The sequence below is a fragment of the Pelagerythrobacter marensis genome (assembly GCF_001028625.1).
In the GTDB taxonomy this organism is placed as follows: domain Bacteria; phylum Pseudomonadota; class Alphaproteobacteria; order Sphingomonadales; family Sphingomonadaceae; genus Pelagerythrobacter; species Pelagerythrobacter marensis.
Genome location: NZ_CP011805.1, coordinates 2,044,259 through 2,071,200, shown reverse-complemented (window position 1 = coordinate 2,071,200; position 26,942 = coordinate 2,044,259). Strand labels below are relative to the sequence as shown.

Below are 26,942 nucleotides of genomic sequence, written 5' to 3'. Positions count from 1 at the left end.
TTCAGCCGGCCATGGCGAAAGCCAGGAAACTCGAATGGTGGACGCTGCTGGGCATGGGATCTGTCGTCGTGGTGATGTATTTCGCCATGGGTTCCAGCCAGGCGATGAAGACCGCCTTCCTCGAAGACATGCTGGGGCTGGTGCCCGCCGCTACTTTCCTGATTTCCGCCAGTCTCGAGCGCCGTAAGCCCACCGAGTTCTATCCGCATGGCTTTGTGAGGGTGAACAGCCTTGCCTTCCTGACGAGCGCGGTAGTGCTCTGTGCGATGGGCCTGTGGCTGCTTTACGATGGTCTTACGGGTCTGATGAAACAGGAACACCCGACGATCGGGCCGGTGACCCTGTTCGGCCAGACCTTCTGGATGGGCTGGCTGATGATCGCGGCGCTTGCCTATTCGGTTGTGATCCCGGTTGTCCTGGGCCGTCTCAAAACGCCCGTCGCGAAGCAGCTGCGCGACAAAGTTCTCCATACCGATGCCGACATGCAGAAGGCCGACTGGCACACCGGCGTTGCGGGCATAGCCGGAATCGTCGGCGTGGGGCTGGGCTTCTGGTGGGCGGACTCGGCCGCCGCAGCCGCGATTTCGGTTTCGATCCTCTACGATGGTATCAAGAATGTTCGGACAGCTGGCGCGGAACTGCTCGACGGTGCGCCTCGTGCGCTCGCGAGTGCGAAGCTTTCGCCCGAAGCGGAGCGACTGTGCCGGCGTCTTGCCGAACGCTGGCCCGGCGCCGATATCCGCTTGCGCGAATCCGGTCGCTACATCCTCGCCGATGTGCGCGGGGTGCACCCGCCGCCGCAGCTGCCGAGCCTCGACGAGCTCATGGCGGACGATCCGGCCTGGCGCCTGGCCCAGTTAAGCTTCACCCCGCCCGGTTGCGCGAGAGGCCTTGTCGAAGACTAGGTGAAGGAAGCCTTTCGCATTCAGGGCGGCAAGCAACAGCGCAAGCCCCTCTGGACACATACGCCAGAAAGCACGTCGGGGCGCCGTTTCACGCTTCAGCGATCATCGGGTTCGGCCATGCGGCGATGCATCTGGGCAAGCACCGTGTCGGGGATCACGCCGGCGAACATATCCTGGATCTTGTTCATGAAGCCGCTGACCGTGTGCGCGTCGCCTTCGAGAAGGGCCTTGTAGCCCGCCTCGGCGACCATGGCGGGATCATCTTTGCTGTCCGATTTGCCGACATCGGTGTTCTCGAGCCCGGCGCGGTCGAAGAACTGGGTATCCGTCGGCCCCGGCATCAGGCACGAGACGACCACGTCGGTATCCTTGAGCTCGTTGCGCAGCCCGAAGCAGAAGTAATCGATGTAGCTCTTGGTGCTGTTGTAAACGAGCTGGAAAGCGCCCGGGATGTGCCCCGCGATCGAACCGGTCACGAGGATGCGGCCGGCGTTTTTCGCGCGCATCTTCTGCCCGACATGGTGCAGCAGCCAGGTCGTGCCGGTGACATTGGTGTGGATCACATGGGCGATGTCCTTCCACTCCTGATCGAGGAACGCTTCGCCCAGCCCGTGGCCGGCATTGGCGAGCAGGACATCGGGCGTACGGTCGCCGAGCGCCGTCACGAGGGCCTGGAGGCCGTCGCGGGTGGCGAGATCGGCTTCGACCGTCTCGACGCCAGCGGCACCGCACTGCCGCGCGGCGGCTTCGGCCGCGCCAAGATCGCGGTCGGCGGCGAGGATCAGGTCGCAGCCATCGCGGGCCGCCAGCTTCGTGAACTCAAGCCCGATGCCGCTCGAAGCACCGGTGATCACGCATAGCCCGGACAGCTTGTCGATTTTCCCGGCCATGATCAGTTCTCCATCCCGGGCTTCAGAATGACCTTGGTCCATTCATTCTGCTGCTCCTTGAAGTTCTTGTAGCCCTCGGCTGCCTGTTCGAGCGGCAGCCGGTGGCTGATCAGGAATGTGGTATCGAGCGTGCCATCCTCGATCTTCTCGAGCAGCTGCTTGGTATATTTCTGCACATGGGTCTGGCCGCCGCGGATCTGCAGGCCCTTCTCCATCATCGCCCCGAGCGGCCACTTGTCGGTCATCCCGCCATAAACGCCGGGGATCGAGACCTTGCCGCCGAACCGGACCGCGAGAATCGCCTGCTTCAGCGCGCTCGCGCGGTCGGCGCCCATGCCGACCTTCTGCTTCACGACGTCGAACATGTTGTCGATCGCGAAGCCGTGCGATTCCATGCCGACCGCGTCGATCACTGCATCCACGCCGATCCCGCCGGACATTTCCATCAGGGCCTCGCGCACATCGGTCTCGCGGAAGTCGATGATCTCCGCGCCCAGCTGCTTCGCCAGCTCCAGGCGGTTCGGATAGCGGTCGATCGCGATCACCTTGGATGCGCCCATCACGATGGCCGACTGGATCGCGAACAATCCGACCGGGCCGCAGCCCCACACCGCAACCGTATCATCGGGCTGGATGTCGGCATTTTCCGCCGCCATCCAGCCGGTCGGGAGGATGTCCGAAAGGAACAGCACCTTATCGTCCTCCAGATGGTCGGGAACGACGATCGGGCCGACATCGGAAAAGGGCACGCGGGCGTATTCGGCCTGTCCGCCCGAGTAGCCGCCGGTCAGGTGCGAATAGCCGAACAGCGCGGCCATCGGCTGGCCGTAGAGCGTCGCCGACATATCCTGCTTTTCAGCCGGGTTGGAATTGTCGCAGGCCGAATATTGCTGCTGCTTGCAATGGAAACAGCCGCCGCAGCTGATCGTGAAGGGCACGACGACGCGCTGCCCTTTCTCCAGATCGCTCGCAGACCCCGTCTCGACGACTTCGCCCATGAATTCATGGCCCAGCACATCGCCCGGCGCCACGCCGGGAATGACGCCATCGTATAGGTGAAGGTCGGACCCGCAGATGGCCGTGCTGGTGATCTTGATGATCGCATCGCGGGGATTGATGATTTCCGGATCGCTGACCGTGTCCACGCGAACGTCGTTGGTTCCATGCCAGGTAAGTGCTCGCATCATCCGTTCTCCTGCTTGGCTGCACGGGTTTCGTCCCGCGTTCGCGCCGATGTCGCTATTTCCCCGGTTTCCATGAGCATTTTGAAACGCTTCAGATCGTGCCGGGCCTGGACCTGCGGCTCGCGCAGGAACAGCTTCGCCACCGCTCGGCCGAGCGCGCCTGCGGGCGGGTCGTAGGCCATCACCAGGCTGACCCTGGTTCCGCGCTCGCCCGGTGCATCCTCGAAGCGAACCTCGCCGCTGGTTTCGATCTCGGAATCCTCGACCGAGCGCCAGGCGATCAACTCGTCCTGCTTCTTGCTGGCGATTTCGGTTTTCACCGCGACCGTCTGGCCCGGGGGGGCCTTGATCCGCCAGGTCGATGCCCCGTCTGCGCCGGCTTCGATCGCTTCCACATTCTCCATGAATTGCGGCAGGTTGGAAAAGTCCGACCAGAAGGCGAACAGTTCGGCACGCGGCTTGCGGATCGTTACCGATCGGCCGACCTGCGCGTTACTGCCTTCAGGCTGGCGTTTGGTATGGTTGGCGGCATCGTCATATCCGCGATTCTGGTGCCTGTTGGACAGGAACGCTCCGAACGCGATCGCTCCAGCGGTAAGAACGACGCCGCCCAATCCGGCGCCGATTTTGGAATTTTGAGACATAGATTTTCTCCGCGACATGATGACGCAGCGAATTCCCGCTCAAACCGTTCCGGACATTTGCGGCGAGGTATCTTCGGACAATCGACCCAGATTTCATCAAATACGTGCGGCATGTAACGGTTCGATGCATCAAGGACGGGGCGTGAGCTTGCATAAGTCGGTGATCGCAAGAAGCGATCTCCGCGCTCTCGCATGAGTTCGGATAGCGGCGCGCCCGCGATGTGATCGCGCTTTTCCCGGGAACCCATGCGGCAGGCCGTTCGTTATGCGGGATAGATGGAGGGGAAATCCAGTCTCATGGAGGAAAAGCCATGTCGAGCCAGTCTTTCCGCAGTAGCCGCCCCGACGGGTGGACCCAGCCTCGTCCCTATCGGGATGCCACGCTGCGCCTGATGACGCACGGGCCGATCCAGCCGATGGAGGAAGAGCCGGGGTTCCTGGCCCGTCTGTTCGGCCTGCGTTGACGTTTCAGACAAGTTGACGTTCCAGAAAAACGGGCCGGTCGCCGCGTGGCAACCGGCCCGTTTTCTGTTTTCGGCTAGCGCCGTCAGTACTCTTCGGGTTCTTCTGGCGTTTCCTGCTTGAAGTCCCGCCCGGCGTTGCGTTCCCCCCGGGCCAGCTTGAATACCACGCCCGACAGGAGCATCAGCGCGAGCAGGTTGGGAAGCACCATCGTCGCGTTCGAGATGTCGCCCAGCCGCCAGACGAGCTGTGAAGGCTGGGTCGCGCCGATGAAGATGGCGATGCACCAGATCACCCGCCAGCCGATGTGCAGCGCCTTTTCCCCGCCGCGGGTCGAACCCGGGAACCGGTCGTAGATGAAGGTGATCGCGCGCTCACCGTAATACGACCATGTCAGCAGCGTGGTGAAGACGAACAGGATCAGCGCCGTGCTGGCAACCAGCGTGCCCAGCGGGATCGAGGCGATTTCAAACGGGAAGGCCGCGGCAAATGCGCCCGACGTCGTGACGAAGCCCGACATGGCCGTGGTGCCCAGGTCCGATTGCCAGACGTGATCGACCGGCTGGCCCTGATAGGTGAAGTCGCCCTGTACCGTCAGGATAACCAGCGCGGTCATCGTGCAGATGACGATCGTGTCGATAAATGTGCCCAGCATGGCCATGCGGCCCTGCTGTTCGGGATCGTCGGTCTGCGCCACGGCGTGGGCGATCGGGGTCGAGCCCTGGCCCGCCTCGTTCGAGAACAGCCCGCGCGCCACCCCGGCGCGGATCGCCAGGATGATCGCCGCGCCCGCAAAGCCGCCACTGGCGCTCTGGAAGTTGAACGCGCCGGCAAAGATGCGGCTGAACGTTTCGGGCAGATCGCCGAAGTTCAGGATCAGCGCGGTGACCGCCATTACGAGATAGGTGGCGGCCATGAACGGCACGACCTTTTCCGCCACGTTCCCGATCGACTTGATCCCGCCGATGATCACGATGAACACCGCGACCGCGACGATCAGGCCGCCCAGCCAGCGTTCGAACCCGAACAGTTCGTTGAGCCCGCTGGCGACTTCATTGGCCTGGATCGAATTGCCCGTCACCAGTGCGGAAAACAGCGTGCCGAGGCAGAAGACGATGGCGAGCCAGGTCCACTTGGGGCCGAGGCCGAGCATGATGTAGCTCATCGGTCCACCGCGCGAGACGCCGTCGGACGTGGTTTCGCGATAGCGGATCGCCAGGCTTCCTTCGGCAAAGGCCAACGCCATGCCGAACAGTGCGGTGATCCACATCCAGAACACTGCGCCGGGGCCGCCGAGAGCGATGGCCGTCGCCACCCCGGCGAGATTGCCGGTGCCGACCTGGCCCGAAAGTGCGGTGGAGAGGGCGGCGAAGGGGCTGATCTCGCCCTTTCCGGCGCTCTTCCGGCCGGCAAACAGGCCGCGGATCGCCGCGCCGAGCTTTACGATCGGATAGAACCGCAGGCCGATCATGATCCACAGGCCAATGCCCAGCAGGATCACCGCCAGTGGCGGGATGGGAATCAGCTGTTCGCCGTTCCAGGTGCCCCCCCAGATGAAATCCGAGATATTGGTGACCGGTTGCACCAGTCGTTCGCCCAGCGTGAGTGCCTGGCCAGTCGCCATTCGCGATATTCCCCTCAAACGTCCCTCGTATGACAAGCCACGCTAGAGCCGTGGCGCGCGCAACGCCAGCCTTAAGTTTCGTTTGCAACCGTTTGCGCGATGGCGCGTGCCGCCTTGCTTTTGTGCCGTGCGACGCCTAAATGCGACCGCGCTTTCCGACATCGGAGCTTTCGCCAGCCCCTCCCGGACTTGATCCGGGGCGGCGATGGCCCCATCCCGGAAGGCGAGACAGGTTTTACCAGGCAGGGAACGAGCGCAGATGGCCAAGACGAACCCCGGAGAATTCATCCGTCAGGTCCGCAGCGAAGGCAGCAAGGTCGTATGGCCGACGCGCGAGGAGACCGTTCGCACGGCGATTTTCGTCGGCATCATGGTCGTAATCCTCTCGCTGTTCTTCCTGGGGATCGATTCGGCTTTCGGCGCTGTCGTGCGCTGGCTGCTTACGCTGGCCTGATTCGGGCACCAAAGACTAGACTAAGGATCACAATGGCTCGCTGGTACATCATTCACGCCTATTCCGGGTTCGAGAACAAGGTGCGCGACGCGATCATCGCCGAAGCCGAACGGCTCGGCCTGTCGGAAGCTGTCGAAGAGGTGGAAGTTCCGACCGAAACCGTGACCGAGCTGAAGCGGGGCAAGAAAGTCCAGGTCGAACGCAAGTTCATGCCCGGCTACGTCCTCGCCAAGCTGAAGATGACCGACGATGTCTATCACCTTGTGAAGAACACGCCGAAGGTGACCGGATTCCTCGGCTCGAACAACAAGCCGCAGCCGATTTCGGAGAAAGAGGCCGCGCGCTATTTCGGCGGGGTCGAGGAAGCGAAATCCGCGCCCAAGAAGGACATCAGCGTCGATTACGAGATCGGCGACCAGGTCAAGGTGCTCGACGGTCCTTTCGCCAGCTTCAACGGCGTGGTGGAAGAGCTGGATTTCGACAAGCAGAAGGTCAAGGTCAGCGTTTCGATCTTCGGCCGTGCGACCCCGGTGGAACTCGATTTCGAGCAGGTCGAACTGGTCAAGTGACCGGGCGCGGGGCCGCCCCCGCGCCGGCCATGCATCGATGAGTTGAATTTCGAAGCGTTTGCGCCTATCGGCGCGCCTTCCTGCCCATCCCGATTCTTGGGGGAGGGGAGGAAATCCATGCGGAAGGCCTGCATTTCCAGCGATCTGGGCAGGCTGCTTGACCGCTTACCATGAGGCGCCGCGTTCGCGCGGTGCCGACAGTGAGAAAGGAGGCCACCCGTGGCCAAGAAAATCGACGGCTATATCAAGCTGCAGGTGCCGGCTGGCGTTGCCAACCCCAGCCCGCCGATCGGCCCCGCGCTGGGCCAGCGCGGCGTCAACATCATGGAATTCTGCAAGGCGTTCAACGCCGCGACGCAGGATCTCGAAAAGTCCATGCCGATCCCGACCATCATCACGGTCTATGCGGATCGCTCGTTCAGCTTCGTCACCAAGACCCCGCCCGCCAGCTTCCTGATCAAGCGCGCGGCCAAGCTCAAGTCGGGTTCGAAGGAACCGGGCAAGGTTTCGGCCGGGACGATCAAGCGCTCGCAGCTCGCCGAGATTGCCGAGACGAAGATGAAGGACCTGAACGCGAACGACATCGATCAGGCGACCAAGATCATCGAAGGCTCCGCGCGTTCGATGGGCCTCGAAGTGGTGGAGGGCTGATCCGATGACCAAGCTGACCAAGAAGCAGAAGACGATCGCCGAACTCGATACGGAAAAGCTCTATGGCGTTGACGAGGCCCTGACCACGCTGCGCCAGTTCGCGAGCAAGAAGTTCGACGAAACGGTCGAAGTCGCGATGAACCTGGGTGTCGATCCGCGCCACGCCGACCAGATGGTCCGCGGCATGGTTTCGCTGCCTTCGGGCACGGGCAAGGACGTCAAGGTCGCGGTTTTCGCGCGCGGCGACAATGCCGAGAAGGCGACCGCCGCCGGGGCCGACAAGGTCGGTGCCGAAGACCTGATGGAAGACATGCAGAACGGCAACCTCGATTATGACCGCGTGATCGCCACGCCGGACATGATGGGCGTCGTCGGCCGGCTCGGCAAGCTGCTCGGCCCCAAGGGCCTGATGCCGAACCCGAAGCTGGGCACCGTCACCCCGAACGTGGAACAGGCCGTGAAGGACGCCAAGGGCGGCCAGGTCGAATTCCGCGTGGAGAAGCAGGGCATCATCCATTCGGGCATCGGCAAGCTGTCGTTCAAGGACGAAGATCTGAAGACGAACTTCAAGGCGCTGACCGAAGCGATCGTGAAGGCCAAGCCGAGCGGCGCCAAGGGCAAGTACGTGCGCAAGGTCTCGCTGACCAGCACGATGGGCCCGGGCCTCAAGCTCGACCTGAGCGAGATCGAAGGCGCCTGATTCTGAATTGACCGAACCGAGGGCAGGGGCCGGGAGGAGCGATCTTCCCGGCCCCTTCCTTTTGCGCCCATCAGGAAAGATCGCCGCGCTCGGGCGTTGCCGGGGGTATGACCTTCAAGGAGCATACCAATGGGTGATTTCTGGGCCGTGGCCCTGATCCTGGGGCCGATCCTGCTGCTCGCGACGGCGATTTACGTCTGGGCCAGGAACCGGCAGGCAAGCCGGGCATCGATCGATCGTTCCGAACGCGGCGCGCGCGAATTGCGCGACGATCTCGAAGACAGGCAGGATCGCACCGTCGATCTCTGACGGCGGCCCAGCCGCCGCGCGCTAGGCCTTGAGCAGGCGCCGCGCGCTGGCGACCGCGCCGCTACGCTGGGCGAGGCGTTTGCCGGCGGCGACCGAATCGTCGAACATGCGCAGCGCCCCCAGCAGGGCGCGGTTGGCTGCGCGCCGCCGCAGGAGCAGGACGCTGGCGGCCTCTACGCTGGCCGTGCCGAACAGCGCCTTGTGCGGGCCTTCGCCCTCGGTGAAATCGAAGAAATCGAACCGCTCTTCCGCAAAAAGGCGCTCCAGCGCGGCCAGTTGCAGGACCGTTCCGGCCGATAGATGGGCGGTTTCGGGATCGTATCCCAGCCAGGCATAGACCAGCGTCCGCCCTTCGACCGGCAGGCACAGATAGCTTGCCGGCTCGCCAGCCAGATAGAGCATGAAGCACCGCAGGCGGTCCTCGCTCGCCGCCGCGCGCAGGGCGTTCAGTTCCTCCGCCCCTTCGGGCAATCCGGCGTCCAGATACTTGCCCTGGTAGGTCCGGCGCGACAGCGGCAGGGCGGCTTCCAGAAACGCATCGAGGCCCGCCGTGCCGCGATATTCGCGAATGTCGAGCTGCCCGCCGTCCGCTTGCGCAAACTTGCGCTGCTTGCGCCGCAGGGTGGAACGGGTCTTGCCTGAAAAGCCGGCCATGTACTGGTCGAAGCCGCCGTCCATCGCGATGTAATGGCGGCGATAATGCTGAAGCCCGCCGGGGACCAGATCGGGCCGGCTTTCGAGCATCGGGCCGATAGCGCCCGCCGGGGCGGAGAGAACCCGATAGCCATCGGCATCGGGCGGCAGGTCCGGCAGCGGAGCCGGCTGCCCGGCGACGAGGCGATCGAGCGAGTGGCTCACCGCCAGCAGGCGGCGGGGCACCGCGAACAGTTGACGCGATCCGACGACGAAGCGGACGGGCGTGTCGCGCAGCATTATCGCGCGCCGTACAGGCCGTTGGACACGATCTGCTCCGCCAGGCGCAGCCCGGTTCGCAGGCGGTCGGTCGGCAGGATCGGGCGCGCCGTGCGCACGACGGAGGGGCGGGGCGGGTGGCTGACGTAAGTGCCGCTCTCCACCCCGTCCATCGCCGCAATCCCGTGGCAAAGGCGTTCGAACCGGTGGCGGACCACCCGATTGATCCTCTCCCGCGCGCGGCACAGCAGTTCGAAGCTGTGCGAAACGAGGGTGAAGCCCGACAATCCGTGGTCGCGCGCGTGCCGGATCGCGGCAAGCATCTCGCGCGCGGAAATCGCCGTCACTTGCGCATGGCGCAGACCGCCGCCGAACGCGCGAATGCAGCCAACGGGCACTTCGACCACCCCGCAGTGCCGCATCGGCCTGCGATCCTTGCGGCTCAGCGAAATGCGGCAGGCGCCGTCGGCGATGCCCGGTGTGTGGCTGGTGTCGTACTGCAGCCCGATCGCTGCCAGCGCCCGCAGGGTGTCGTCGCTGGCGCCGTAATTGCCGGCGCGGAAGGCGACCGGTGCCGGTGCGCCCGCCGCGATCAGCGTTTCGCGCGCCCAGTCCAGGATCGCGCATTGATCGTCGAACGCGAAGTCGGCGATGTTCTGTCCGGTTCGGCCGCCGAAGGGATTGGCGGCCCCGGCCAGGGCAAGCCATTCGGTATGGCAGTGCAACTGGACATCGTGCCCGGCTTCGACAATCGGGCCGACGACATCCGCGATCGCTTCCCGCCCCCACAGCAGCGCGGGCATGGGATCGACGAAGAACACGCCCTTCAACCCATAGCGATCCATCAGTTGCATCTTGTAGAACAGGCCGACCGGCCCGGCGGGCGTTTCGCACGCGATCGAGCGCGCGAAGTTTTCCGCACGTCCGCGCGCGGCCAGGCTGGCCGCATATTCGGTGTCGATGGTGATATAGACCGCCGTCATGCGCGGTGGCTTAGGGGAACAGGGTTAAGACCCGGTTAGATGCCGCCCGGGGTAAAATCGAACCCCAGTTCGCCCAGCCCTTCGCACAATGTGTGCATGCAGCTTTGCAGCGCATCGGCATCGGTCGAACGGATCACGAAATTCGCCCCGACCCGTCCTTCGCGGAAGAAGGGATAGCTGCCGATCTGGCAGTTTTCGTGCGCCTGTTCGACTTCGCGCAGCAGCACGGCGACTTCGCTTTCCGGGATATAGCCGCCGACCGTTTCACTGAGCAGCGGGGCGCCGCCTTCCAGCGTGCCGGTCAGCGAATCGAGCATCTGCGCGGCGATGTGCGGCACGCCTGCCATCATGCGAATATTGGCGATTGCAATGCCCGGCGCGCCCGACATGCGGTTGGGGATCAGCTCCGCCCCTTCGGGCACGCGGGCCATGCGCAGGCGCCCTTCGGTCAGCCCGCCCTTGTCGGCGTAATAGCGTTCGAGGATCGCGCGCGCCTGCGGATGGATTACCACCGGCACGCCCAGCGCGGCGGCAATCGCATCGACGGTGATGTCGTCGTGCGTCGGGCCGATTCCGCCAGTGGTGAAGAGATAGTCGTTAGCCGTCCGCAGCGCATTGACCGCCTCGACGATCCGGTCGATCACGTCGGGCACCACGCGCACTTCCGCCAGCCTGATGCCCTGGACCTGCAGCCACGAGGCGACTTGTGCGATGTTGCGGTCGTGGGTGCGACCGGAAAGGATCTCGTCGCCGATCACGACGAGGCCGGCGGTGTAGATGCGATCGGTTGCGCTCATGCCCATGGATTAGGGGAGTGCCGGCGATGGCGCCAGCCCTCTCCCGATCAGCGGCAGGACCGGTGCGAAACGGTCATTCCGCGGCTTCGCGCTGCTCTTCGGCAAAGGCCGCATCGCCTGCGCCACCGAACACCATGATGCCATCGTCCACCGGGTCCTGAGCCATGCGTTTGCGATCGCTGACGTATTCCTGGTTCAGCCGCCAGGGATAGGCGACTGCGTTGCGCGGCATGATATGCTTCGAACGCTTGATATAGCCGGAGGAGAAATCGAAGATGTCGTCTTCCTCCAGCGCGGCCTCCTCCGCCGGGCTGAGCGCGGGAACAGCGATATCCGCGCCGCGCCGTTCCATTTCGTTGAGCAGGCGGCAGACATAGTCGGAATTGAGATCCGCCCGCAGCGTCCAGCTGGCATTGAGATATCCGAACACCACCGCCAGGTTCGGCAGGTTCGAAAACATGCACCCCTTGTAATAGAACCGCTGGGCGAAATCGACCGGCACACCGTCCTGGCTGAAGGCGATCTTGCCCGCGATTGCCAGGCGCAGTCCGGTCGCGGTCACGATCACGTCGGCGGGCAAGGCCTCACCGTCTTCCAGTTCCACCCCGTCTTTGGTGAAGCGCGCGATGCGGCCGGTGCGGATTGCCGCATCGCCCCGCTTCATCGCTTCGAACAGGTCGTTGTCGGGAACCAGGCACAACCGTTGGTCCCACGGATTATAGGGCGGGGTGAAGTCGGCGGGGTCGTAGGGCGCATCGCCGAAGACCTTGTCGATCCGCTTGTGCAGGAACTGCTTGACCTTTTCAGGCCGCGTGCGCGCGCGGCGAAAGCCGATGTCCTGCAGCTTGATATTCTTCCACCGGGTGATGCGATAGGCCAGCTCTTCGGGCAGGACCCGGCGCAGGAAATTGGCCAGCCGATCTTTCGCCGGACGCGAGAACATCCAGGTCGGCGTGCGCTGCAACATGGTGACGTGCCCGGCGCGCTTCGCCATCGCCGGGACCAGGGTGACCGCGGTCGCGCCCGAACCGATCACGACCACGCGCTTGCCCTCGTAATCGAGATCGTCGGGCCAGAACTGGGGGTGCACGACCTGGCCTTCGAAGTCCCCGAAATCGAAGCCGGGATCGTAAGGCTCGTCGTAATCGTAATAGCCCGAACCGAGGTAGAGGAAGCGCGCCGTCATCCGCGTGGTCGTGCCGTCGTCCAGCGCGATTTCGACGTGCCAGCGCGCCTCGTCCCCGCGCCAGTCGGCCGATACGACGCGGTGGCCGAAGCGGATGTGCTTGCGAATACCGCGCTCGTCCACGATCCGGTTCAGGTAATCAAGGATCGCCGGGGCATCGGCGATCGACTTCTCATGCTTCCACGGTTCGAAGTTGAAGCCCAGCGTATGCATGTCGCTGTCGGACCGGATGCCGGGATAACGGAACAGGTCCCAGGTGCCGCCCAGGTTCTCGCGCCGCTCGACAATGGCGTAGCTGCGGCCGGGGCAGAGCTTTTCCATGTGGGCGGCCATGCCGATGCCGGAAATGCCGGCACCGACGATCAGAACCTCGTGATCCGGCGGTGTTGCTAGCATGTGTCTTCCCTCTCCTCTTGACGCGAACGTAAATCATCGTGCCACGGTTGGCGAGTCCCGATAGCGAAATGCAACTGACTGGAGCGGAACGATGGGTTAGGGGCGTGCCCATGCTTCTTCGCACTGCAGCCCCCGTCGCCCTGTCGTTGGTCGTTTTCGCATCGCCCGCTGCGGCCCAGGATGATGCCCGGGGCGACCCGCGCCCGATCATCGTGGTCCGGGGCACCGGCCTCGATCCCACGCCCGCCGCGCCGGCTTACGACAGTATCGAGATCTCGCGCGAGCAGATCGTCGCCGCGCCTTCGGGCCGGATCGAGGACGTGCTGGGCGCGGTTGCGGGTTTCCAGCAATATCGCCGGTCGGACAGCCGATCCTCCAACCCCTCGGCCCAAGGGGTGACCCTGCGCGCGCTGGGGGGCAACGCCACCAGCCGCGCGCTCGTCACGCTCGACGGGGTGCCGATGGCCGATCCGTTCTTCGGCTATATCCCGCTCAGCGCGATTGCGCCCGATCGCCTCGGCGCGGTGCGCGTCGCGCGCGGCGGCGGGTCCGGCCCGTTCGGCGCGGGCGCGCTGGCCGGGCGGATCGCGCTCGAAAGCGCCGACCCGCGCGCGCTCGCGCCGCTATCCGCCTCGCTGCTCGCCAACGATCGCGGAGAGACGGAGGCGAGCCTCGGCCTCGCGCGCGAGCTGGGCGCGGGCTTCGTCGCCGCCGATGCGCGGTGGGACCGGGGCAAGGGATTCTACACCACGCCGGCCGACCAGCGCGTTCCCGCATCGGCCCGCGCGGCGTTCGATTCGTGGTCAGCCGCGCTGCGCGGGGGCGCGCCGCTGGGCGAGGCGGTCGAGCTGCAGGCGCGGATGCTGGTCTTCCGCGACGATCGCACGCTTCGTTTCGACGGGGCCGATTCGTCGAGCGAGGGGCAGGACGCGAGCCTGCGGATCGTGGGCCGGGGCGACTGGCAGTTCGAGGCGCTCGGTTATGTCCAAGCGCGCAATTTCTCCAATGTCGTGATCAGTTCCAGCCGCTTCACCCGCGTGCTGGACCAGCGCAACACCCCGTCCACCGGGATCGGCGGCAAGCTGGAACTGCGCCCGCCGGTGGGGCGGGATCATGTCCTGCGGCTGGGGCTCGACTATCGCCGCGCCTCGGGCGGATTGCAGGAAGAAGCCTATAGCGCCTTCTCCGGCGCGCTGACCGAACGGCGCCGCGCGGGCGGGACCAACAGCGATCTCGGCCTGTTTGCGGAAAACGACTGGACCGCGGCCCCCGGCCTCGTGCTGACCGGCGGCCTGCGGCTCGACCGGACGACGGTGGCCGACGGTTTCTACCGCGCGCGCGACGCGGCCGGCGCGGTGGTGGAAGAAACGATCGCGCCCGATCGCGCGGACTGGACCCTGGGCTGGCGCGCCGGCGCGACGTATGCGGCCGATCCGCGTCTGCGCCTGCGCGCGGCGGCCTATACCGGCCTGCGCCAGCCGACGCTGAACGAACTGTACCGCCCCTTCGTGGTCTTCCCGGTTGTGACGCAGGCCAATGCCGCGCTCGACAACGAGCGGCTGGAGGGGTTCGAAGCGGGGATCGACCTGACCCCGGCCGAAGGGATCGAGATTGCGCTGACCGCCTTCGACAACCGGGTCGAAGGGGCGATCGCCAATGTCACCCTGGCCCCCGACCTGCGCCAGCGGCGCAACCTGCCCGCGATCGAGGCGCGCGGGATCGAGGGCGCCCTGGCGGTCACGCGCGGCGACCTGCGGCTGGATGCGACGGTGGCCTATACCGATGCCGCAGTCGAAGGGCGCGGCCCCTCGGCCGATCTGGACGGCAATCGCCCGGCGCAGACCCCGCGCTGGGCCGCCGGTGCCTCGCTCGCCTGGGCCCCGTCGCCCGGCTGGCTGCTTGCCGCCTCGCTGCGCCATGTCGGCGCGCAGTTCGAAGACGATCTGGAAAGCGATGTCCTGCCCGCGGCGACCACGCTGGGCGCCTATGCCCAGATGCCGCTGACCGGGCGGCTGGCGCTGGTCCTGCGGGGAGAGAACCTGACCGGCGAAACGGTGGTGACGCGCAATTCGGGCGGCAATATCGACCTGGGCGCGCCGCGCACGCTATGGGCGGGCCTGCGCTGGGGTTACTGACCGGCGGCGAGCGGGCGCTGCTCGGCAAGGCCCATCGACACCAGCAGGGGCTCTTCCCCCTGCCGTGCCTTGAACGCGGCCTTGTCGCCCATGCCGCGCCAGCCGGCGAGCACCAGCGACTGCGCCACTGCGCCGCCCAGCGTTGTGCCCGGGCCGGTGACGATGAACATGTCGGGCGCGAATTCGCGCGCGGCGACGGTGATCGCGCGGGTGAAGTCGTAACTGCGCGTGACCTGATGGCCCAGGGTATAGTCGCGCAGCACCCCCGCATCGGTTGCGCCGGGCCACCAGATCGCGCCGCGCCCGTCGATCATCGGCAGTGCGGGCTGGGCGAACAGGCCGGGGCCCAGCGCCTCGCGCCCGCGCGCCGCCACCGGGTCCTGCAAGGCGGTGTGGAAGGCCGCGTGATTGCCCAGCCGCATCGGGAAACGGCCATCGACCGGCTCGACCGCGCCCTCGAACGCCTCCAGCCCGGCGGTATTGCCGGCCAGGACCAGCATTCCGCCCAGATCGATCGACAGCGCCAGTGCATGGCCCGCCCGCGCGTCGATCTCCGCCACCAGCGCCAGCAACTGCGCCTTGCGCGCCGGATCGGGCCGCCAGTCCTCGCCCAGGAAGGGGTGGACCAGCTGGCCGCCGATCAGCGCCTCCTGCATCAGCGTGCCCATCGTGTTGGCGATGGCAAAGCCGTCTTCGGGCGAAGTTGCCCCGGCGCAGGTGAGCGCGGAATACCAGCCCATCGAATTGCCGGTGACGGCGACGATCTCCACCCGGTCGCGGTCGATGGCGAGGAAATCGCCCAGCGTCGCGACGTAGATCAGGGCCGAGGCATTGTCGCCGCGGGTATGACGCGCGAGGCTGAACCGCTCCGCCCCGTCGAGCGCGCTCAGGCTGTCCTGCCCCGCCGCCTCGCGCCGGGCATCGAAGGCCGCCAGCAGGCGCGCATCGGGGAAATGGCGGGCGAGATAGCCCAGTTCCGCCTTGTTGTAGGTGCCCCGGCCCGGGCACACGACCACGGCGGTCCTGCGCCCGCTCATGCCGCGTCCCCCGCCAGCGCCTGCGCGGCGGCGACGATCCCCTCCACGCCCGGCATCGTCGCGGCATAGGCCGGGCCGGTGGGGATGAAGCTGTCCTCCGCGCAATAGCGCGCGAGCGGCCTGTCGCTGCGTTCGGCCATCAGCGCCATGAGCGCTTCGGCCAGGCCGCCGGTGCGCCGCGTCTCGTCCACCACCAGGACCCGCGCGGCATCGCCGATCGCGTCGATCAGGGCATCGGCGGGCAGGGGATTGAGCCAGTGCAGGTCGATCACGCGGCTGGCGATTCCCGCATCCGCCAGCCGCTTCTGCGCCTGGAGCGAGAGGTGCAGGCCATTGGCGTAGCTGACGATGGCGAGATCGCGCCCCTCGCCGTGGGTGGTCACTTCGCCCAGCGCGATCCGTTCGTCCGGGGCGGGATAGCGGCGCAGCCACAGGCCGTCGCCCGCCTCGTGCAGGTCGCGCATCGGGTAGAGCGCGATCGGTTCGAGGAACACGACCAGCCGCTGTTCCTCCCGCGCCAGCCGCACGCATTCGCGCAGCAGCCTCGCCGCGTCGGCCCCGTTGGAGGGGCAGCACAGGATCACGCCCGGCACGTCGCGCAGCGCGGCGAAGGAATTGTCGTTGTGGAAGTGCCCGCCGAACCCCTTCTGGTACCCGAGGCCCGCGATCCGCACGACCATGGGGTTGGTATATTGCCCGTCCGAAAAGAACGGCAGGGTCGCCCCTTCGCCGCGGATCTGGTCTTCGGCGTTGTGGTAATAGGCGAGGAACTGGATTTCCGGGATCGGCAGGAAGCCGTTGTGCGCCATGCCGAGGCCGAGGCCGAGGATCGACTGTTCATCCAGCAGGGTATCGATCACCCGCGCCCGGCCGAAGCGCTGGCCCAGTTTCTGCGTCACGCCATAGACGCCGCCCTTGGCGCAGATGTCTTCCCCCATCAGCGCGATTTCGCGGTGTTCCAGCATCAGGTCGGTCAGCGCCCAGTTGATCAGGCGGCTCATGATCTGGGGGCTTTCCATCGCCTTCAGGTCGGCCCCGAAGGCGGCCGCGCGCGCTTCGGCCGAAGGGCCATTGCCCGGCGCATGGGCGCGCGCGGGCGGGATCAAGCTGGCCATGACTTCGCCCGCCGTTTTCAGCCGCGGGCGAGTGACCGCCTCGGCCCGCACGCGCTCGACGCGCTCCAGCGTCTGCTCGTAAATCGCCAGCGCTTCGGGCGGGGACAGGGCGCCCGCCTCGTCCAGCAGGCGGACCGAATGCAGCAGCGGGTCGTTCGCCTCTTCCGCCTCCACCTCGTGCCGGGCCATGTAGGTCGTCGGCATGTCCGCCCCCGCATGGCCGTATAGCCGCACCGTGCGGACATGGAGGAAGGCGGGCTTGCGCCGCGTGCGGACATATTCCGCCGCCGCGCGGGCGGTGGCATATGTGTCGTAGATGTCGAGCCCGTCGCAGGCGAAATAGCCGAGGCCGGGGCGGTTCGCGAAGCTGGCGGCGATCCAGCCCGTCGGGGTCCTGGTCGAAATGCCGATCCCGTTATCCTCGCACACCCACAGCAGCGGCATCGGCACTTTCTGGAACGCGGTCCAGCAACTGGTGTTGATCGCGCCCTGTGCGGTCGAGTGGTTGGCGCTGGCATCGCCGAAACTGCACATGACGATGGCGTCGTCGGGCAGAACCTGATGTTCGGGCCGGACGCGGCGGGCCGGGCCGATCGAATAGGCCGCGCCGACCGCCTTGGGCAGGTGGCTGGCAATGGTCGACGTCTGCGGCGGGATGTTCAGCGCCTTCGAGCCCAGGACCTTGTGCCGCCCGCCCGAAATCGGGTCTTCGCGCGAACAGGCGAAGCTTAGCAGCATGTCCCACAGGATCGACTGGCCGGGCACCTGGCTGGCCCGCTCGATCTGGAACGCGGCATCGCGGTAATGGAGGAAGGCCATGTCGCTCGGCCGCAGCGCCGCGGCGACCGCCGCCATCCCTTCGTGGCCGGAAGAACCGATGGTATAGAACCCTTCGCCCGCCGCCTGCATTCGCCGGCTGACGATATCGAGCGCGCGCGTCAGACACCCCGAACGATAGAGCTGCACCGCCGCCGCCGCGGCAAGCGGCCCCTGCGGAGCATCGCCCCGGGGAAAGTCCCCCTGCGCCACCCGGCGAAGGAAGTTCTCATGCACAACGGAAGCGCGATCCATGCCCGCGGTGCTAGCCATTTCGGCGCAAAAGGGAAGGGGAGCGTTAAGGATCGACCGGTGATATGGACCTGACGTGGAGACTTGTTACAAAACATTGGTTCTAGAGGGGATCACATGAAGTTCAGCGTCGCATCCGTCATTGCTGTTTTTCTGTTCGCCAATTCGTTGAGCGCGCAGCAGGCGGGACAGCAGCCCTCGCCCAATCCGGTGGAGGAATTCGAGGTCGATGCCTCGCAGGGCGATGGAGATCTGCCCGCCGAAGGCAGTGGCCAGCCGGTCGCCGCCAGCCCGCTGGACTCGGTGGAGGACACCGGGGACAAGGCCGAATGGGACGTTACCGCACCCCCGGGTTCAACGATCCGCCAAGTGCCCATTCGTACCGACGAAGGCACGTGGATGGACGTCGACGTCAGTCCCGATGGCCGTACGCTGGCTTTTGCCCTGTTGGGCGACATCTACACTATGCCGCTTGCCGGCGGGCAGCCGCGGCGCGTCGCCGAAGGGCTGGCCTGGGAAGTGCAGCCGCACTTTTCCCCCGACGGCAGCCGGATCGCCTTCACCTCCGATCGCGGCGGGGGCGACAATATCTGGGTGATGAACGCCGACGGGTCCGACAAGCGCCAAGTCACCACGGAAAAGTTCCGCTTGCTCAATCACCCGAGCTGGAGCCCGGACGGGCGCTTCATCGCGGCGAAGAAGCATTTCACCACCGGCCGCTCGCTCGGCACCGGCGAAGTGTGGATCTACCACGTTTCGGGCGGTGCGGGGGTCGCGCTGGTCGAACGCGCGAGCGAGCAGTTGCAGAAGGAACTGGGCGAGCCGGTCTATGCCCCCGACGGCGGCTCGATCTACTATACGCGCAACGTTACCCCCGGCCCGATCTTCGAATATGCCCAGGATTCGACCCAGAGCATGTTCGAAATCGAACGCTACGATCTGACTACGGGCGAGGTGACGACTGCCGTATCGGGCTATGGCGGGTCAGTGCGCCCCACGCCTTCCCCCGATGGCAGGCGGATGGCCTTTGTTCGCCGCGACAAGGACCAGTCGCAGCTGTGGGTCAAGGATCTGGGCAGCGGCGCGGAGCGGATGATTTATGGCGCTCTTGATCGCGACATGCAGGAAACCTGGGCCGTCTATGGTGTCTATCCGAATATGGACTGGACGCCCGACAGCCGCAGCGTGGTGTTTTGGGCCGGGGGCAAGCTTCGCCGGGTGAATGCCGACGGCGGCGGTCTGGTAGAAATTCCCTTCGTGATCGACGACACGCGCGGGGTGGCCGATGCCCCGCATCCGCAGATTGCGGTGGCGCCGGACAGCTTCGTCACCCGGATGCCCAAGTTCGCCGCGCTGTCACCCGATGGCCGCAGGATCGTGTTCGAAAGCTTGGGCAAGCTCTACCTCAAGGATGTCGCTGGCGGTGAACCTCGGCGCTTGACGAAGAACAGCGATGCGCTGGAGCTGTGGCCCACTTGGTCGCGCGACGGGCGCAGGCTGGCCTGGGTACGCTGGACCGATGCCGGGCTGGGCGAGATTGTGGTTGCCGATGCGAACGGACGCAATGCGCGCGTGGTCACGCGCCGGCCCGGTCACTACGCCGTGCCCCGCTTTTCGCCCGACGGTACCACGCTGGTTTTCGAACGGCGGGGCGGCGGCGGCATGACCGCTCCCGAGCATTCGGAGAACCCTGGCGTGTACCGCATGACGGCCGCTGGCGGCGAGGCGGTATTGGTGGCGCGCGATCTCGGTGAACCGCAGTTCGGCGCAGATCCGGACCGGGTGTTCATGCTCGGTCGCGAAGGGGGCAAGCTTCAGCTCATATCCGCCGATCTGGACGGCGAGGCGCGTCGGGTTCATGCGCAGGGCGAGTTGGTCAACGACTTTCGCGTTTCGCCCGATGGCCGCCATTTCGCGTTCCGCCAGAATTACGAGGCATTTGCTATGCCGCTGATGCCTGGCGGGCAGGCAGTCGAAGTGGGCGAGGACGCCAAGACGTTGCCGGTGGTGCAGGCGAGCAAGGGGGGCGCCGAATACATCGGCTGGTCGGCACCGGGCGACACGTTGTACTGGTCGATGGGCCCGACAGTCTATCGCGCGTCCACCGCCGCACTGTTTTCCGCCGCGCCGCAGACTGAGGACGCACTTACTTTCGCCCCGCCCGACACCGGCATTTCGATTGCGCGCACGGTCCGTGCCGAGCGACCGGCAGGGGTCGTCGCAATCACGAATGCCCGCATCCTGACCATGCGCGGTGAGGGGGCGGGCGTTATCCCCGTGGGCACGATCGTGATCGAAGGGGATCGCATTGCCGCGGTCGGGCCGGCCGAGGCGGTCGCGGTGCCGCCGGGCGCAAGGGCGATCGACGCTGCCGGCAAGACGATCATGCCTGGTCTGGTCGATGCCCATGCCCATGGGCCGCAGGGCGCCGGCGATTTGGTGCCCCAGCAGAACTGGGCACTGATCCAGGCGCTGGCGATGGGAGTGACGACGATCCACGACCCTTCATCGAGTGCGAGCATGATCTTCGCCGCCGCCGAACGTCAGCGGGCGGGCGACCTGCTGGCACCGCGGATCTTCTCGACCGGGGAAATCGTCTATGGCGCGAAGGCGCCCGGCGTCTATGCCCGGATCGACGGCTATGAGGATGCTCTGGCGCACGTTCGGCGGATCAAGGCGCAGGGCGGGATCTCGATCAAGAACTACAACCAGCCGCGCCGTGAACAGCGCCAGCAGGTCGCGGTCGCCAGCCGTGCCGAAAATATGCTGGTCGTGGCCGAAGGCGGTTCGCTGTTTGGAATGGACATGAACCTGATTGCCGATGGCAACTCGACGATCGAGCACAACGTGCCGGGCGAGGTGTTCTACGAGGACGTGCTGCAGTTCTTCAGCCAGAGCCAGAGCAATTATACCCCGACCCTGGTGGTCACCTATGGCGGCCTCGCGGCCGACCCCTACTGGCGCCAGGCGACCGATGTGTTCGAGAACCCCCTGCTGGTGCATACGCCACCGCGCGAGTTGCTGGCGGCAACCGCGCGGCGAACGAAGGCGCCCGAATGGGCTTTCGTCGATGACGATGCCGCGCGCGAGGCTCGCAAACTGGCCGCGCGCGGGGTGGAGGTTGCGATCGGCGCCCATGGTCAGCAAGCCGGGATTGCCGCGCACTGGGAACTGTGGAGCTTCGTGCGCGGGGGGATGAGCCCGGTCGAGGCGCTGCGCGCCGGCACGATCGCCGCGGCCCGTTCGCTGGGAATGGATCGCGACATCGGCAGTATCGAACCGGGCAAGCTGGCCGACCTGGTGATGCTTTCCGCAGATCCGTCGCAGGACATCATGGCCAGCGACGACATTGAACGGGTAATGCTGGGCGGCCGCCTCTACGACACACGAACCATGAACGAGGTCGAAACCGGCAACGCCCGGCGCCTGCCTTACTGGTGGGAGGATTAAGCGGCGGTCCCGCGCAGCGTCACCGGGGCGATCACTGATACATTAGGGGGCTCGCTTCTAGCGGCTTTCGCGAGAGTGTCAGGTAGCTGGGGATGATTTGACGTTCCATCTTGCCGTGGCCGGCAGCTCTTGATGATGTGCATGCGGAATCGGCGAATCGCGGGGGCATGAGATGGGGGCTGACCGGGCCTTGAGCCTGATGAACGACATGCTGTGGAATGCCGCGTTGATCGCCGGTCCGGTGCTTCTGATTACATTGGTGGTCGGGTTGCTCGTCTCGGTGCTACAAGTGGCCACGCAGATACAGGAAATCACTCTCAGCTATGTCCCGAAAACCATCGCCGCGGGGCTGGCGCTGATCGTTCTCGGTCCGTGGATGGTGGCCAAGCTGAGCGATTTCTCGCGCTCACTCTATCTGCTTATCCCCTCACTCGGCAGTTGAGGGGGCGTCCGTGCAGGAACTCGTCCTGACTTTCGAGGCGATCCTGCTGGTGTCGCTGCGCGTCGTTCCAACGCTGGCTTTTGCAGCGCCGTTTACGCTGCTGCGCATTCCGCCTCTGATACGGATTCTCGTGGGGCTCGCGCTCGCGCTCGTGCTCGTCGGCGGGCGGCAAGGAGAGATATTGGCGGCGCTTGCCGCCGGAAGCTCGCTCGTAACGATCGCCGCCGGGGAATTGCTTATTGGAGGGGCGATCGCGCTTTGCCTGCAGCTCGCTTTTGGTGCAATTCTGTGGGCCGGCGGTGCCGTCGACATCCAGGCCGGCTTCGGGCTGGCCATGGTCGCCGATCCGACGACGCAGGCGCAGATGCCGCTCGCGGGCACAATTTTCGTCTACGCCGCCGCAGCGGTGTTCTGCGGGATGGGGGGGATGTTCGACCTGCTGGCTTTGTGGTCCGCATCACTGGATATACTTCCGTTTGCAGCCAGCACTGGTTCGCTCAATCCGGTCGCTCTGGCTATGTTGTTGAGTGCCGTCTTTTTGATCGCGACCGGACTGTTCGGGCTCGTCATGCTGGTTATTTTTCTGCTCGATGTGGCGATTGCGTTCATGTCGCGCACGCTGCCGCAGATGAATGTCCTGCTGCTCGGCTTCCAGATTAAATCCATGGCGATGCTCGTGACACTTCCGATCACTGTGGCAATTTCAGGCGCTCTCATCTTGCGGCTATTGCGGATTGCGCTCGAAACTGCGCCAGGTCTCGTGGTCTCGGGAAGCGCCTGACGATGGAGCAACAAGAGCAAAATCGCACAGAGGAAGCGACGCCGTTCAAGCTCCAGCGCGCACGCAAAAAGGGTCAGGTCGCGCGCGGGATGGACCTCGGTTTCGTAGGCAGTCTCCTCGCATTGACGTGTTTTGCGCTGCTCGCCGGTCCGACGTTCGTCGCCCGGCTCGGCGAACTCATGCGAGGCATTCTTATCACAGGCGTGGGAAGAGCGGCCGAGTCGGGCGACGTGTTTGCTACGGTCCGGTCGGTCTACTGGTCGGCTTTCCAGCCGCTTCTTTTGCTCGGCGCGATCGTGATGGTGGTTCTGATCGCGCTCGAACTTGTGCAGCTGCGCGGGTTCATCTTCACGACTGCGCCGCTCAAACCCAATTTCAAACGGCTCGATCCCGCCCAAGGACTGAAGCGCCTGTTTTCGATGCGGCTGCTCAAGGAGACACTCAAAAACATCGTCAAAATGGCTGTCTATGCGAGTTTGGCCTGGCTGATGATCGTCAGCGCAATCGAGATTTTCGGCGATAGCCTCGCCGATGCTGCTGCGTTAGCGAGAGCGATGGAGGGAGGGGCGAAGCGCCTGCTCTTCGCATTTATTCTGGCGGCGGTGTTTTTCGCAGCGGTGGATCAGATCATCGTACGCGGCGAGTTTCGCAAGCAAATGCGGATGGGCCGCAGCGAAGTGAAGCGTGAAACGAAGGAGCGGGAAGGAGAGCCGCGTCTCAAACAAAAGCGCCGCGACCTGCACATACAACTACGCCAGCAGACCGAGGGGCTTGCCGGTCTGGGCGATGCCGACATACTGATCGTGAACCCCGAGCACTTTGCGGTTGCCCTGCGCTACAGGCAAGGCGAGATGGAAGCACCCGAGGTCCGCGCGAAGGGGCGCAATCATCTTGCGCAGTTGCTCAAGCGCAAGGCCCGACTTCTGGGCATGACCATCGTCGCGGACGCGCCGCTCGCTCGCGAGCTTTATCGGAGTACGCCGCGGGGCGCCCCGATCGCCTCTCGGCATTTTCGTGCGGTGGCCCAGCACTACAGCAGATTTCTGGATCGCCGCGAAGGCGAGGACCCGCGAGGTCGAGGCGATGGGTAAACTGTTCGATCATAACAAGGATCTTCTGCTTGTGCTTGGCACGATCCTGATCCTGCTGATCCTGTTTTCACCAGTTCCGCCGGCGCTGCTCGACCTCGCGATCATCGTGAACTTCGGCTTTGCGCTGACCATCATGTTGCTGACGTTCTACGTCAGGAAGCCCGTCGAGTTTTCGACCTTTCCATCGCTTCTGTTGGTCGCCACGCTCTTTCGTCTTTCGCTAAACGTCGCGGCGACCCGACTGATCCTCACCGATGCGAACGCGGGCCATGTGATCGAATCGATTGGCGATTACGCAGTGCAGGGCAACTTCGTGATCGGCCTTGTCGTCTTCGCCATTCTGATCATCGTTCAGTATGTGGTCGTCACCTCTGGGGCGCAGCGTGTGTCGGAAGTCGCCGCTAGGTTCATGCTCGATTCGATGCCGGGCCACCAAATGAGCATTGATGCCGACCTCAATCTTGGACTGATCGACCAGAAGCAGGCGCTCGCGCGGCGCGAGGAACTGGAGAAGGAAGCGTCCTTCTACGGCGCGATGGATGGTGCCAGCAAATTCGTCAAGGGCGATGCGGTTGCCGGAATCCTGATCCTGCTGATCGATATCATCGCCGGATTGGCAATAGGTGTTGCGCAGATGGGAATGAGCTGGGGTGAAGCGATTCAGCGCTTCACGCTGCTGACGATCGGCGACGGGATCGCGACCCAGTTGCCCGCGCTTATCATCGCGATCGCAACCGGTATAATCGTTACCCGATCTTCGGCCGACCGGCAGTTGAGCACCGAAATCTTCCGCCAGCTCGCGAGTGAGCCCCGCATTCCCCTGATCGTCATGGCTGTAATCGGCGCGCTGATGCTGTTGCCGGGTATGCCGAAGTGGCCGATTGTGATCCTGCTCGCGATCGCCCTGGTCGCCTGGATCCGCATTCGTCGCGCCCGGCAGGTTCACGAGGAAGTCGGAGAGGGGGCGAAATCGGATGACCAGGCGAATTCTTTCGCTCGCGGCACGGCGGAGATTGAGATCGCGCTGGGTTCGAAGCTTGCTGAACGCTGGGCCGCCAGCCGCACTGTATTGCTGGAACGGATCGCGATGAGCCGCGACCAGCACGAAAAGCGCTATGGGTTGCCGTTTCCACCGGTCAAGTTTGTCGATTCGGCGGATCTCGGCAAGCTCGACTACGCCATCAATCTTCACGGCGTACCGCATGCCATCGGCACGATATATCCCGACAGGATGCTGGCCGTCGCACATCGCGACTCGCTGCCGAAGATCGAGGGCATTGCAGGAACTGATCCGGCGTTCGGAATTCCCGCGGTGTGGATCGAACCTGAGCATGCCGATCCTGCGGAGAGTGCGGGTTACAAGGTTGTCGACCCTGAAACCGTGCTTATTGCTCACTTCACCGAAATCGTGCGTAGCGACGTGACCAATCTGTTGACCCGCTCCGCCACTGCGGAAATGCTCGAAGCTTTGCGCGAACGCCAGCCGGGGCTTATCGAGGAACTGATCCCGAATATCATGACGATTTCGGACGTTCAGCGTATCCTGCAGAACCTTCTTGCCGAGCGCGTTTCGATCGCCAATCTCGATTTGATCGTCGAAACGCTGGTCGACCTGGGGCGTTCGGTCAAAGAACCGGATGAATTGACCGAGCACGTGCGAAGAACCTTGGGTTCTGCGATATGCAACGGCCTGCGCGGCCATCATCGCCAGTTGTCGGTTCTCAGCATTGATCCCGCGATCGAGAACCGGATCATCCAGGGCATGCAGGCCCCGGAGGCAAGCACCCTGGGGATGGATCCGCGGCTGGCCGATCGCCTTCTGCGCAAACTGGCCCAAATGTCCGATACGATGATGAGGCAGGGCAGGTCGCCTGTCCTGCTTTGCTCGGGTTCGGTCCGCAGGGTTTTGGCCAAGCTGTCGCGTCGGTCGATTCCCCAGCTTTCGGTGCTTGCGGTCGAGGAGGTGCCGATGCGGATAACACTGCAATCGTTTGACGTGGTCAAACTTGAGGATCCCGCCGGGACGCGGCCGCTGGAGAACGTATGACCGATCGAAACGCCGCCAACAGAGTGGAAACGCTACTGGGCTATCTGGAGCACGACCCGGGCAATGCCGAGCTGCGTCGCGATGCCGCCCATGCGGCGCTGGCCGCGTCCCGGTTCGATAGGGCTCTCGAACTGCTCGATGGGCTCGACGAGCAAGCGGTATCGCGCGAGGATCGCAATCTGCGCGGCCTCGCCTTGATGCGTGGTGGGCAGCCTGAGAAAGCCGCTGCCTTGTTCGAGGAGCTTCTGGCGGCCGCGGGCGGCGACCCGGCCTTGCAATTCAATCTTGCATGGTCGCGCGCGCTCGCGGAGGATTTTGCGGGTGCGCGCGCGGCGTTGACCGCCGAGACGATCGAAGCCCTGCCACAGGCGGCTCTGCTGGACGTGCAACTGCTTCACGAAGGGCATGAGTTCGAACAGGCTGCCGAGCGCGCCAAGCAACATCTCGCTCGATTTCCAGCGTATCGGCCTTTGCTCGCCGCGACTTCTGTCCTTGCGCTTGATTTGGATGACGAGCCACTGGCGCGGCGTTGCGCAGAGGAAGCCGGCGCGCATCCCGACGCGCTCACGACTTTGGCGATGCTGAATCTTGCCGCGTCGGAACAGTCACGATCGCGAGCGATGTTTGAGCAGGCGCTGGCGATCAATGAACGAAATCCGCGTGCCTGGGTAGGATTAGGGCTAGCGAATCTTGCGGCCGGAGACGCGCAGAAAGCAGGGCCACTGATCGACAAGGGCGCCGGCCAGTTCGGCGATCATCTCGGAAGCTGGATCGGTGCGGGCTGGGCATACTTGGTGGCCGGCAACCGAGGCGCCGCGCGTGAGCGCTTCCATCATGCGCTCGCGCTGGACGACACTTTCGCGGAATCGCATGGTTCGCTGGCAGCATTGGCTGCGATGGAAGGCAATACGGCCGAAGCGAGAAAAAGGGCCGAAGTCGCCCTACGTCTTGATCGTCACTGCTATTCCGCCATGCTGGCTAAAGTCCTCATTGCGCGCAGTAGCGGCGATGAAATGTCGGCGGCGCAAATCGTCGAGCGTGTCTTGCGCGAACCAATCGGGCCAAACGGACGTACGCTGTTCGATTCGATTGCCCGCATCGCGCGCTGAA

24 protein-coding genes are annotated in these 26,942 nt (G+C 64.9%); 14 read left to right on the top strand and 10 right to left on the bottom strand.

Annotation, left to right across the window (positions count from 1 at the left end; genetic code table 11):
* The first annotated feature begins 11 nt into the window (after positions 1 to 11).
* Entirely contained in the window at positions 12 to 905 is an 894-nt protein-coding gene (locus AM2010_RS09810; protein WP_236699509.1) for a cation efflux transmembrane domain-containing protein, read from the top strand.
* 95 nt (positions 906 to 1,000) lie between these two features.
* On the opposite strand, the gene AM2010_RS09805 is transcribed toward AM2010_RS09810, so the two are convergent.
* Genes AM2010_RS09805 through AM2010_RS09795 form a run of 3 tightly spaced genes read right to left on the bottom strand, consistent with a single transcriptional unit; the run spans position 1,001 to position 3,623 of the window.
* Positions 1,001 to 1,795, bottom strand: coding sequence for an SDR family NAD(P)-dependent oxidoreductase (locus AM2010_RS09805; protein ID WP_047806898.1), 795 nt, complete (start codon positions 1,793 to 1,795; stop codon positions 1,001 to 1,003).
* Between the two features lie 2 nt (positions 1,796 to 1,797).
* Positions 1,798 to 2,979: a zinc-dependent alcohol dehydrogenase gene (locus AM2010_RS09800; protein ID WP_047807889.1), complete on the bottom strand. Its 1,182-nt coding sequence runs from the start codon at positions 2,977 to 2,979 to the stop codon at positions 1,798 to 1,800.
* Positions 2,979 to 3,623, bottom strand: coding sequence for an SRPBCC family protein (locus AM2010_RS09795; protein ID WP_082132876.1), 645 nt, complete (start codon positions 3,621 to 3,623; stop codon positions 2,979 to 2,981). Before AM2010_RS09795 ends, AM2010_RS09800 begins: the two co-directional genes overlap by 1 nt.
* Positions 3,624 to 3,934: 311 nt before the next feature.
* On the opposite strand from AM2010_RS09795, the gene AM2010_RS14305 reads away from it, so the two are divergent.
* On the top strand, positions 3,935 to 4,087 hold the full coding sequence (locus AM2010_RS14305; protein ID WP_169747786.1) for a hypothetical protein: 153 nt from the start codon (positions 3,935 to 3,937) through the stop codon (positions 4,085 to 4,087).
* An 83-nt stretch (positions 4,088 to 4,170) separates the two neighbouring features.
* On the opposite strand, the gene AM2010_RS09790 is transcribed toward AM2010_RS14305, so the two are convergent.
* Positions 4,171 to 5,709, bottom strand: a complete 1,539-nt coding sequence (locus AM2010_RS09790; protein WP_047806896.1) for an alanine/glycine:cation symporter family protein — start codon at positions 5,707 to 5,709, stop codon at positions 4,171 to 4,173.
* A 259-nt stretch (positions 5,710 to 5,968) separates the two neighbouring features.
* Between AM2010_RS09790 and secE the strand changes: the two genes are divergently transcribed.
* From secE to AM2010_RS09765, 5 genes are all read left to right on the top strand, one after another.
* Entirely contained in the window at positions 5,969 to 6,163 is a 195-nt protein-coding gene (gene secE / locus AM2010_RS09785; protein WP_047806895.1) for a preprotein translocase subunit SecE, read from the top strand.
* Between the two features lie 32 nt (positions 6,164 to 6,195).
* Entirely contained in the window at positions 6,196 to 6,732 is a 537-nt protein-coding gene (nusG, locus tag AM2010_RS09780) for a transcription termination/antitermination protein NusG (RefSeq protein ID WP_047806894.1), read from the top strand.
* Positions 6,733 to 6,951: 219 nt separating this feature from the next.
* Positions 6,952 to 7,383, top strand: coding sequence for a 50S ribosomal protein L11 (gene rplK / locus AM2010_RS09775; protein WP_047806893.1), 432 nt, complete (start codon positions 6,952 to 6,954; stop codon positions 7,381 to 7,383).
* Positions 7,384 to 7,387: 4 nt separating this feature from the next.
* Positions 7,388 to 8,083 carry a 50S ribosomal protein L1 gene (rplA, locus tag AM2010_RS09770; protein WP_047806892.1) on the top strand — a complete coding sequence of 232 codons (696 nt, stop codon included), beginning with the start codon at positions 7,388 to 7,390 and terminating at the stop codon, positions 8,081 to 8,083.
* A 129-nt stretch (positions 8,084 to 8,212) separates the two neighbouring features.
* A complete protein-coding gene (locus AM2010_RS09765) occupies positions 8,213 to 8,392 on the top strand; it encodes a hypothetical protein (protein WP_047806891.1) in 180 nt (59 codons plus the stop codon).
* A gap of 21 nt (positions 8,393 to 8,413) precedes the next feature.
* On the opposite strand, the gene AM2010_RS09760 is transcribed toward AM2010_RS09765, so the two are convergent.
* The 4 genes from AM2010_RS09760 to AM2010_RS09745 form a co-directional block, all read right to left on the bottom strand.
* Entirely contained in the window at positions 8,414 to 9,325 is a 912-nt protein-coding gene (locus AM2010_RS09760) for a GNAT family N-acetyltransferase (RefSeq protein WP_053044052.1), read from the bottom strand.
* The gene (locus AM2010_RS09755; RefSeq protein ID WP_047806890.1) at positions 9,325 to 10,287 is read right to left on the bottom strand and encodes a polysaccharide deacetylase family protein; all 963 of its coding nucleotides are present in this window, start codon (positions 10,285 to 10,287) and stop codon (positions 9,325 to 9,327) included. The genes AM2010_RS09760 and AM2010_RS09755 overlap by 1 nt, the downstream gene beginning before the upstream one ends.
* Before the next feature lie 35 nt (positions 10,288 to 10,322).
* Positions 10,323 to 11,084, bottom strand: a complete 762-nt coding sequence (locus AM2010_RS09750) for a competence/damage-inducible protein A (RefSeq protein WP_047806889.1) — start codon at positions 11,082 to 11,084, stop codon at positions 10,323 to 10,325.
* Between the two features lie 73 nt (positions 11,085 to 11,157).
* A complete protein-coding gene (locus tag AM2010_RS09745) occupies positions 11,158 to 12,666 on the bottom strand; it encodes a flavin-containing monooxygenase (RefSeq protein WP_047806888.1) in 1,509 nt (502 codons plus the stop codon).
* A gap of 110 nt (positions 12,667 to 12,776) precedes the next feature.
* On the opposite strand from AM2010_RS09745, the gene AM2010_RS09740 reads away from it, so the two are divergent.
* Positions 12,777 to 14,801 (top strand): TonB-dependent receptor plug domain-containing protein, encoded by a 2,025-nt coding sequence (locus tag AM2010_RS09740; RefSeq protein WP_047807887.1) that lies wholly within the window; start codon positions 12,777 to 12,779, stop codon positions 14,799 to 14,801.
* On the opposite strand, the gene AM2010_RS09735 is transcribed toward AM2010_RS09740, so the two are convergent.
* On the bottom strand, positions 14,795 to 15,838 hold the full coding sequence (locus tag AM2010_RS09735) for an acyl carrier protein (protein WP_047806887.1): 1,044 nt from the start codon (positions 15,836 to 15,838) through the stop codon (positions 14,795 to 14,797). The genes AM2010_RS09740 and AM2010_RS09735 overlap by 7 nt on opposite strands.
* On the bottom strand, positions 15,835 to 18,042 hold the full coding sequence (locus tag AM2010_RS09730; protein WP_236699510.1) for a thiamine pyrophosphate-dependent enzyme: 2,208 nt from the start codon (positions 18,040 to 18,042) through the stop codon (positions 15,835 to 15,837). Before AM2010_RS09730 ends, AM2010_RS09735 begins: the two co-directional genes overlap by 4 nt.
* 96 nt (positions 18,043 to 18,138) lie before the next feature.
* Between AM2010_RS09730 and AM2010_RS09725 the strand changes: the two genes are divergently transcribed.
* The 6 genes from AM2010_RS09725 (at position 18,139) to AM2010_RS09700 (ending at position 26,941) form a co-directional block, all read left to right on the top strand.
* Complete coding sequence (locus AM2010_RS09725; RefSeq protein WP_047806885.1) at positions 18,139 to 21,471, top strand: amidohydrolase family protein; 3,333 nt, start codon at positions 18,139 to 18,141, stop codon at positions 21,469 to 21,471.
* Positions 21,472 to 21,643: 172 nt separating this feature from the next.
* Positions 21,644 to 21,913: a flagellar biosynthesis protein FliQ gene (gene fliQ, locus AM2010_RS09720; RefSeq protein ID WP_047806884.1), complete on the top strand. Its 270-nt coding sequence runs from the start codon at positions 21,644 to 21,646 to the stop codon at positions 21,911 to 21,913.
* A gap of 10 nt (positions 21,914 to 21,923) precedes the next feature.
* Entirely contained in the window at positions 21,924 to 22,694 is a 771-nt protein-coding gene (locus AM2010_RS09715; RefSeq protein ID WP_053044051.1) for a flagellar biosynthetic protein FliR, read from the top strand.
* Between the two features lie 2 nt (positions 22,695 to 22,696).
* Entirely contained in the window at positions 22,697 to 23,785 is a 1,089-nt protein-coding gene (locus AM2010_RS13810) for an EscU/YscU/HrcU family type III secretion system export apparatus switch protein (RefSeq protein WP_053044050.1), read from the top strand.
* On the top strand, positions 23,778 to 25,832 hold the full coding sequence (locus tag AM2010_RS09705) for a flagellar biosynthesis protein FlhA (protein WP_047806883.1): 2,055 nt from the start codon (positions 23,778 to 23,780) through the stop codon (positions 25,830 to 25,832). Before AM2010_RS13810 ends, AM2010_RS09705 begins: the two co-directional genes overlap by 8 nt.
* Complete coding sequence (locus AM2010_RS09700) at positions 25,829 to 26,941, top strand: tetratricopeptide repeat protein (protein ID WP_047806882.1); 1,113 nt, start codon at positions 25,829 to 25,831, stop codon at positions 26,939 to 26,941. The genes AM2010_RS09705 and AM2010_RS09700 overlap by 4 nt, the downstream gene beginning before the upstream one ends.
* Position 26,942: the final 1 nt, after the last annotated feature.

Coding starts and splice junctions, on each gene's coding strand:
- AM2010_RS09755 (WP_047806890.1), bottom strand. CDS start 10,287: ATGACGGCGGTCTATATCACCATCGACACCGAATATGCGGCCAGCCTG.
- AM2010_RS09705 (WP_047806883.1), top strand. CDS start 23,778: ATGGGTAAACTGTTCGATCATAACAAGGATCTTCTGCTTGTGCTTGGC.
- AM2010_RS09740 (WP_047807887.1), top strand. CDS start 12,777: ATGCTTCTTCGCACTGCAGCCCCCGTCGCCCTGTCGTTGGTCGTTTTC.
- AM2010_RS09765 (WP_047806891.1), top strand. CDS start 8,213: ATGGGTGATTTCTGGGCCGTGGCCCTGATCCTGGGGCCGATCCTGCTG.
- AM2010_RS09760 (WP_053044052.1), bottom strand. CDS start 9,325: ATGCTGCGCGACACGCCCGTCCGCTTCGTCGTCGGATCGCGTCAACTG.
- AM2010_RS13810 (WP_053044050.1), top strand. CDS start 22,697: ATGGAGCAACAAGAGCAAAATCGCACAGAGGAAGCGACGCCGTTCAAG.
- AM2010_RS09745 (WP_047806888.1), bottom strand. CDS start 12,666: ATGCTAGCAACACCGCCGGATCACGAGGTTCTGATCGTCGGTGCCGGC.
- AM2010_RS09795 (WP_082132876.1), bottom strand. CDS start 3,623: ATGTCTCAAAATTCCAAAATCGGCGCCGGATTGGGCGGCGTCGTTCTT.
- AM2010_RS09800 (WP_047807889.1), bottom strand. CDS start 2,979: ATGCGAGCACTTACCTGGCATGGAACCAACGACGTTCGCGTGGACACG.
- AM2010_RS09725 (WP_047806885.1), top strand. CDS start 18,139: ATGAAGTTCAGCGTCGCATCCGTCATTGCTGTTTTTCTGTTCGCCAAT.
- AM2010_RS09790 (WP_047806896.1), bottom strand. CDS start 5,709: ATGGCGACTGGCCAGGCACTCACGCTGGGCGAACGACTGGTGCAACCG.
- rplA (WP_047806892.1), top strand. CDS start 7,388: ATGACCAAGCTGACCAAGAAGCAGAAGACGATCGCCGAACTCGATACG.
- AM2010_RS14305 (WP_169747786.1), top strand. CDS start 3,935: ATGTCGAGCCAGTCTTTCCGCAGTAGCCGCCCCGACGGGTGGACCCAG.
- fliQ (WP_047806884.1), top strand. CDS start 21,644: ATGGGGGCTGACCGGGCCTTGAGCCTGATGAACGACATGCTGTGGAAT.
- AM2010_RS09810 (WP_236699509.1), top strand. CDS start 12: ATGGCGAAAGCCAGGAAACTCGAATGGTGGACGCTGCTGGGCATGGGA.
- AM2010_RS09730 (WP_236699510.1), bottom strand. CDS start 18,042: ATGGCTAGCACCGCGGGCATGGATCGCGCTTCCGTTGTGCATGAGAAC.
- AM2010_RS09750 (WP_047806889.1), bottom strand. CDS start 11,084: ATGAGCGCAACCGATCGCATCTACACCGCCGGCCTCGTCGTGATCGGC.
- AM2010_RS09735 (WP_047806887.1), bottom strand. CDS start 15,838: ATGAGCGGGCGCAGGACCGCCGTGGTCGTGTGCCCGGGCCGGGGCACC.
- secE (WP_047806895.1), top strand. CDS start 5,969: ATGGCCAAGACGAACCCCGGAGAATTCATCCGTCAGGTCCGCAGCGAA.
- AM2010_RS09805 (WP_047806898.1), bottom strand. CDS start 1,795: ATGGCCGGGAAAATCGACAAGCTGTCCGGGCTATGCGTGATCACCGGT.
- AM2010_RS09700 (WP_047806882.1), top strand. CDS start 25,829: ATGACCGATCGAAACGCCGCCAACAGAGTGGAAACGCTACTGGGCTAT.
- nusG (WP_047806894.1), top strand. CDS start 6,196: ATGGCTCGCTGGTACATCATTCACGCCTATTCCGGGTTCGAGAACAAG.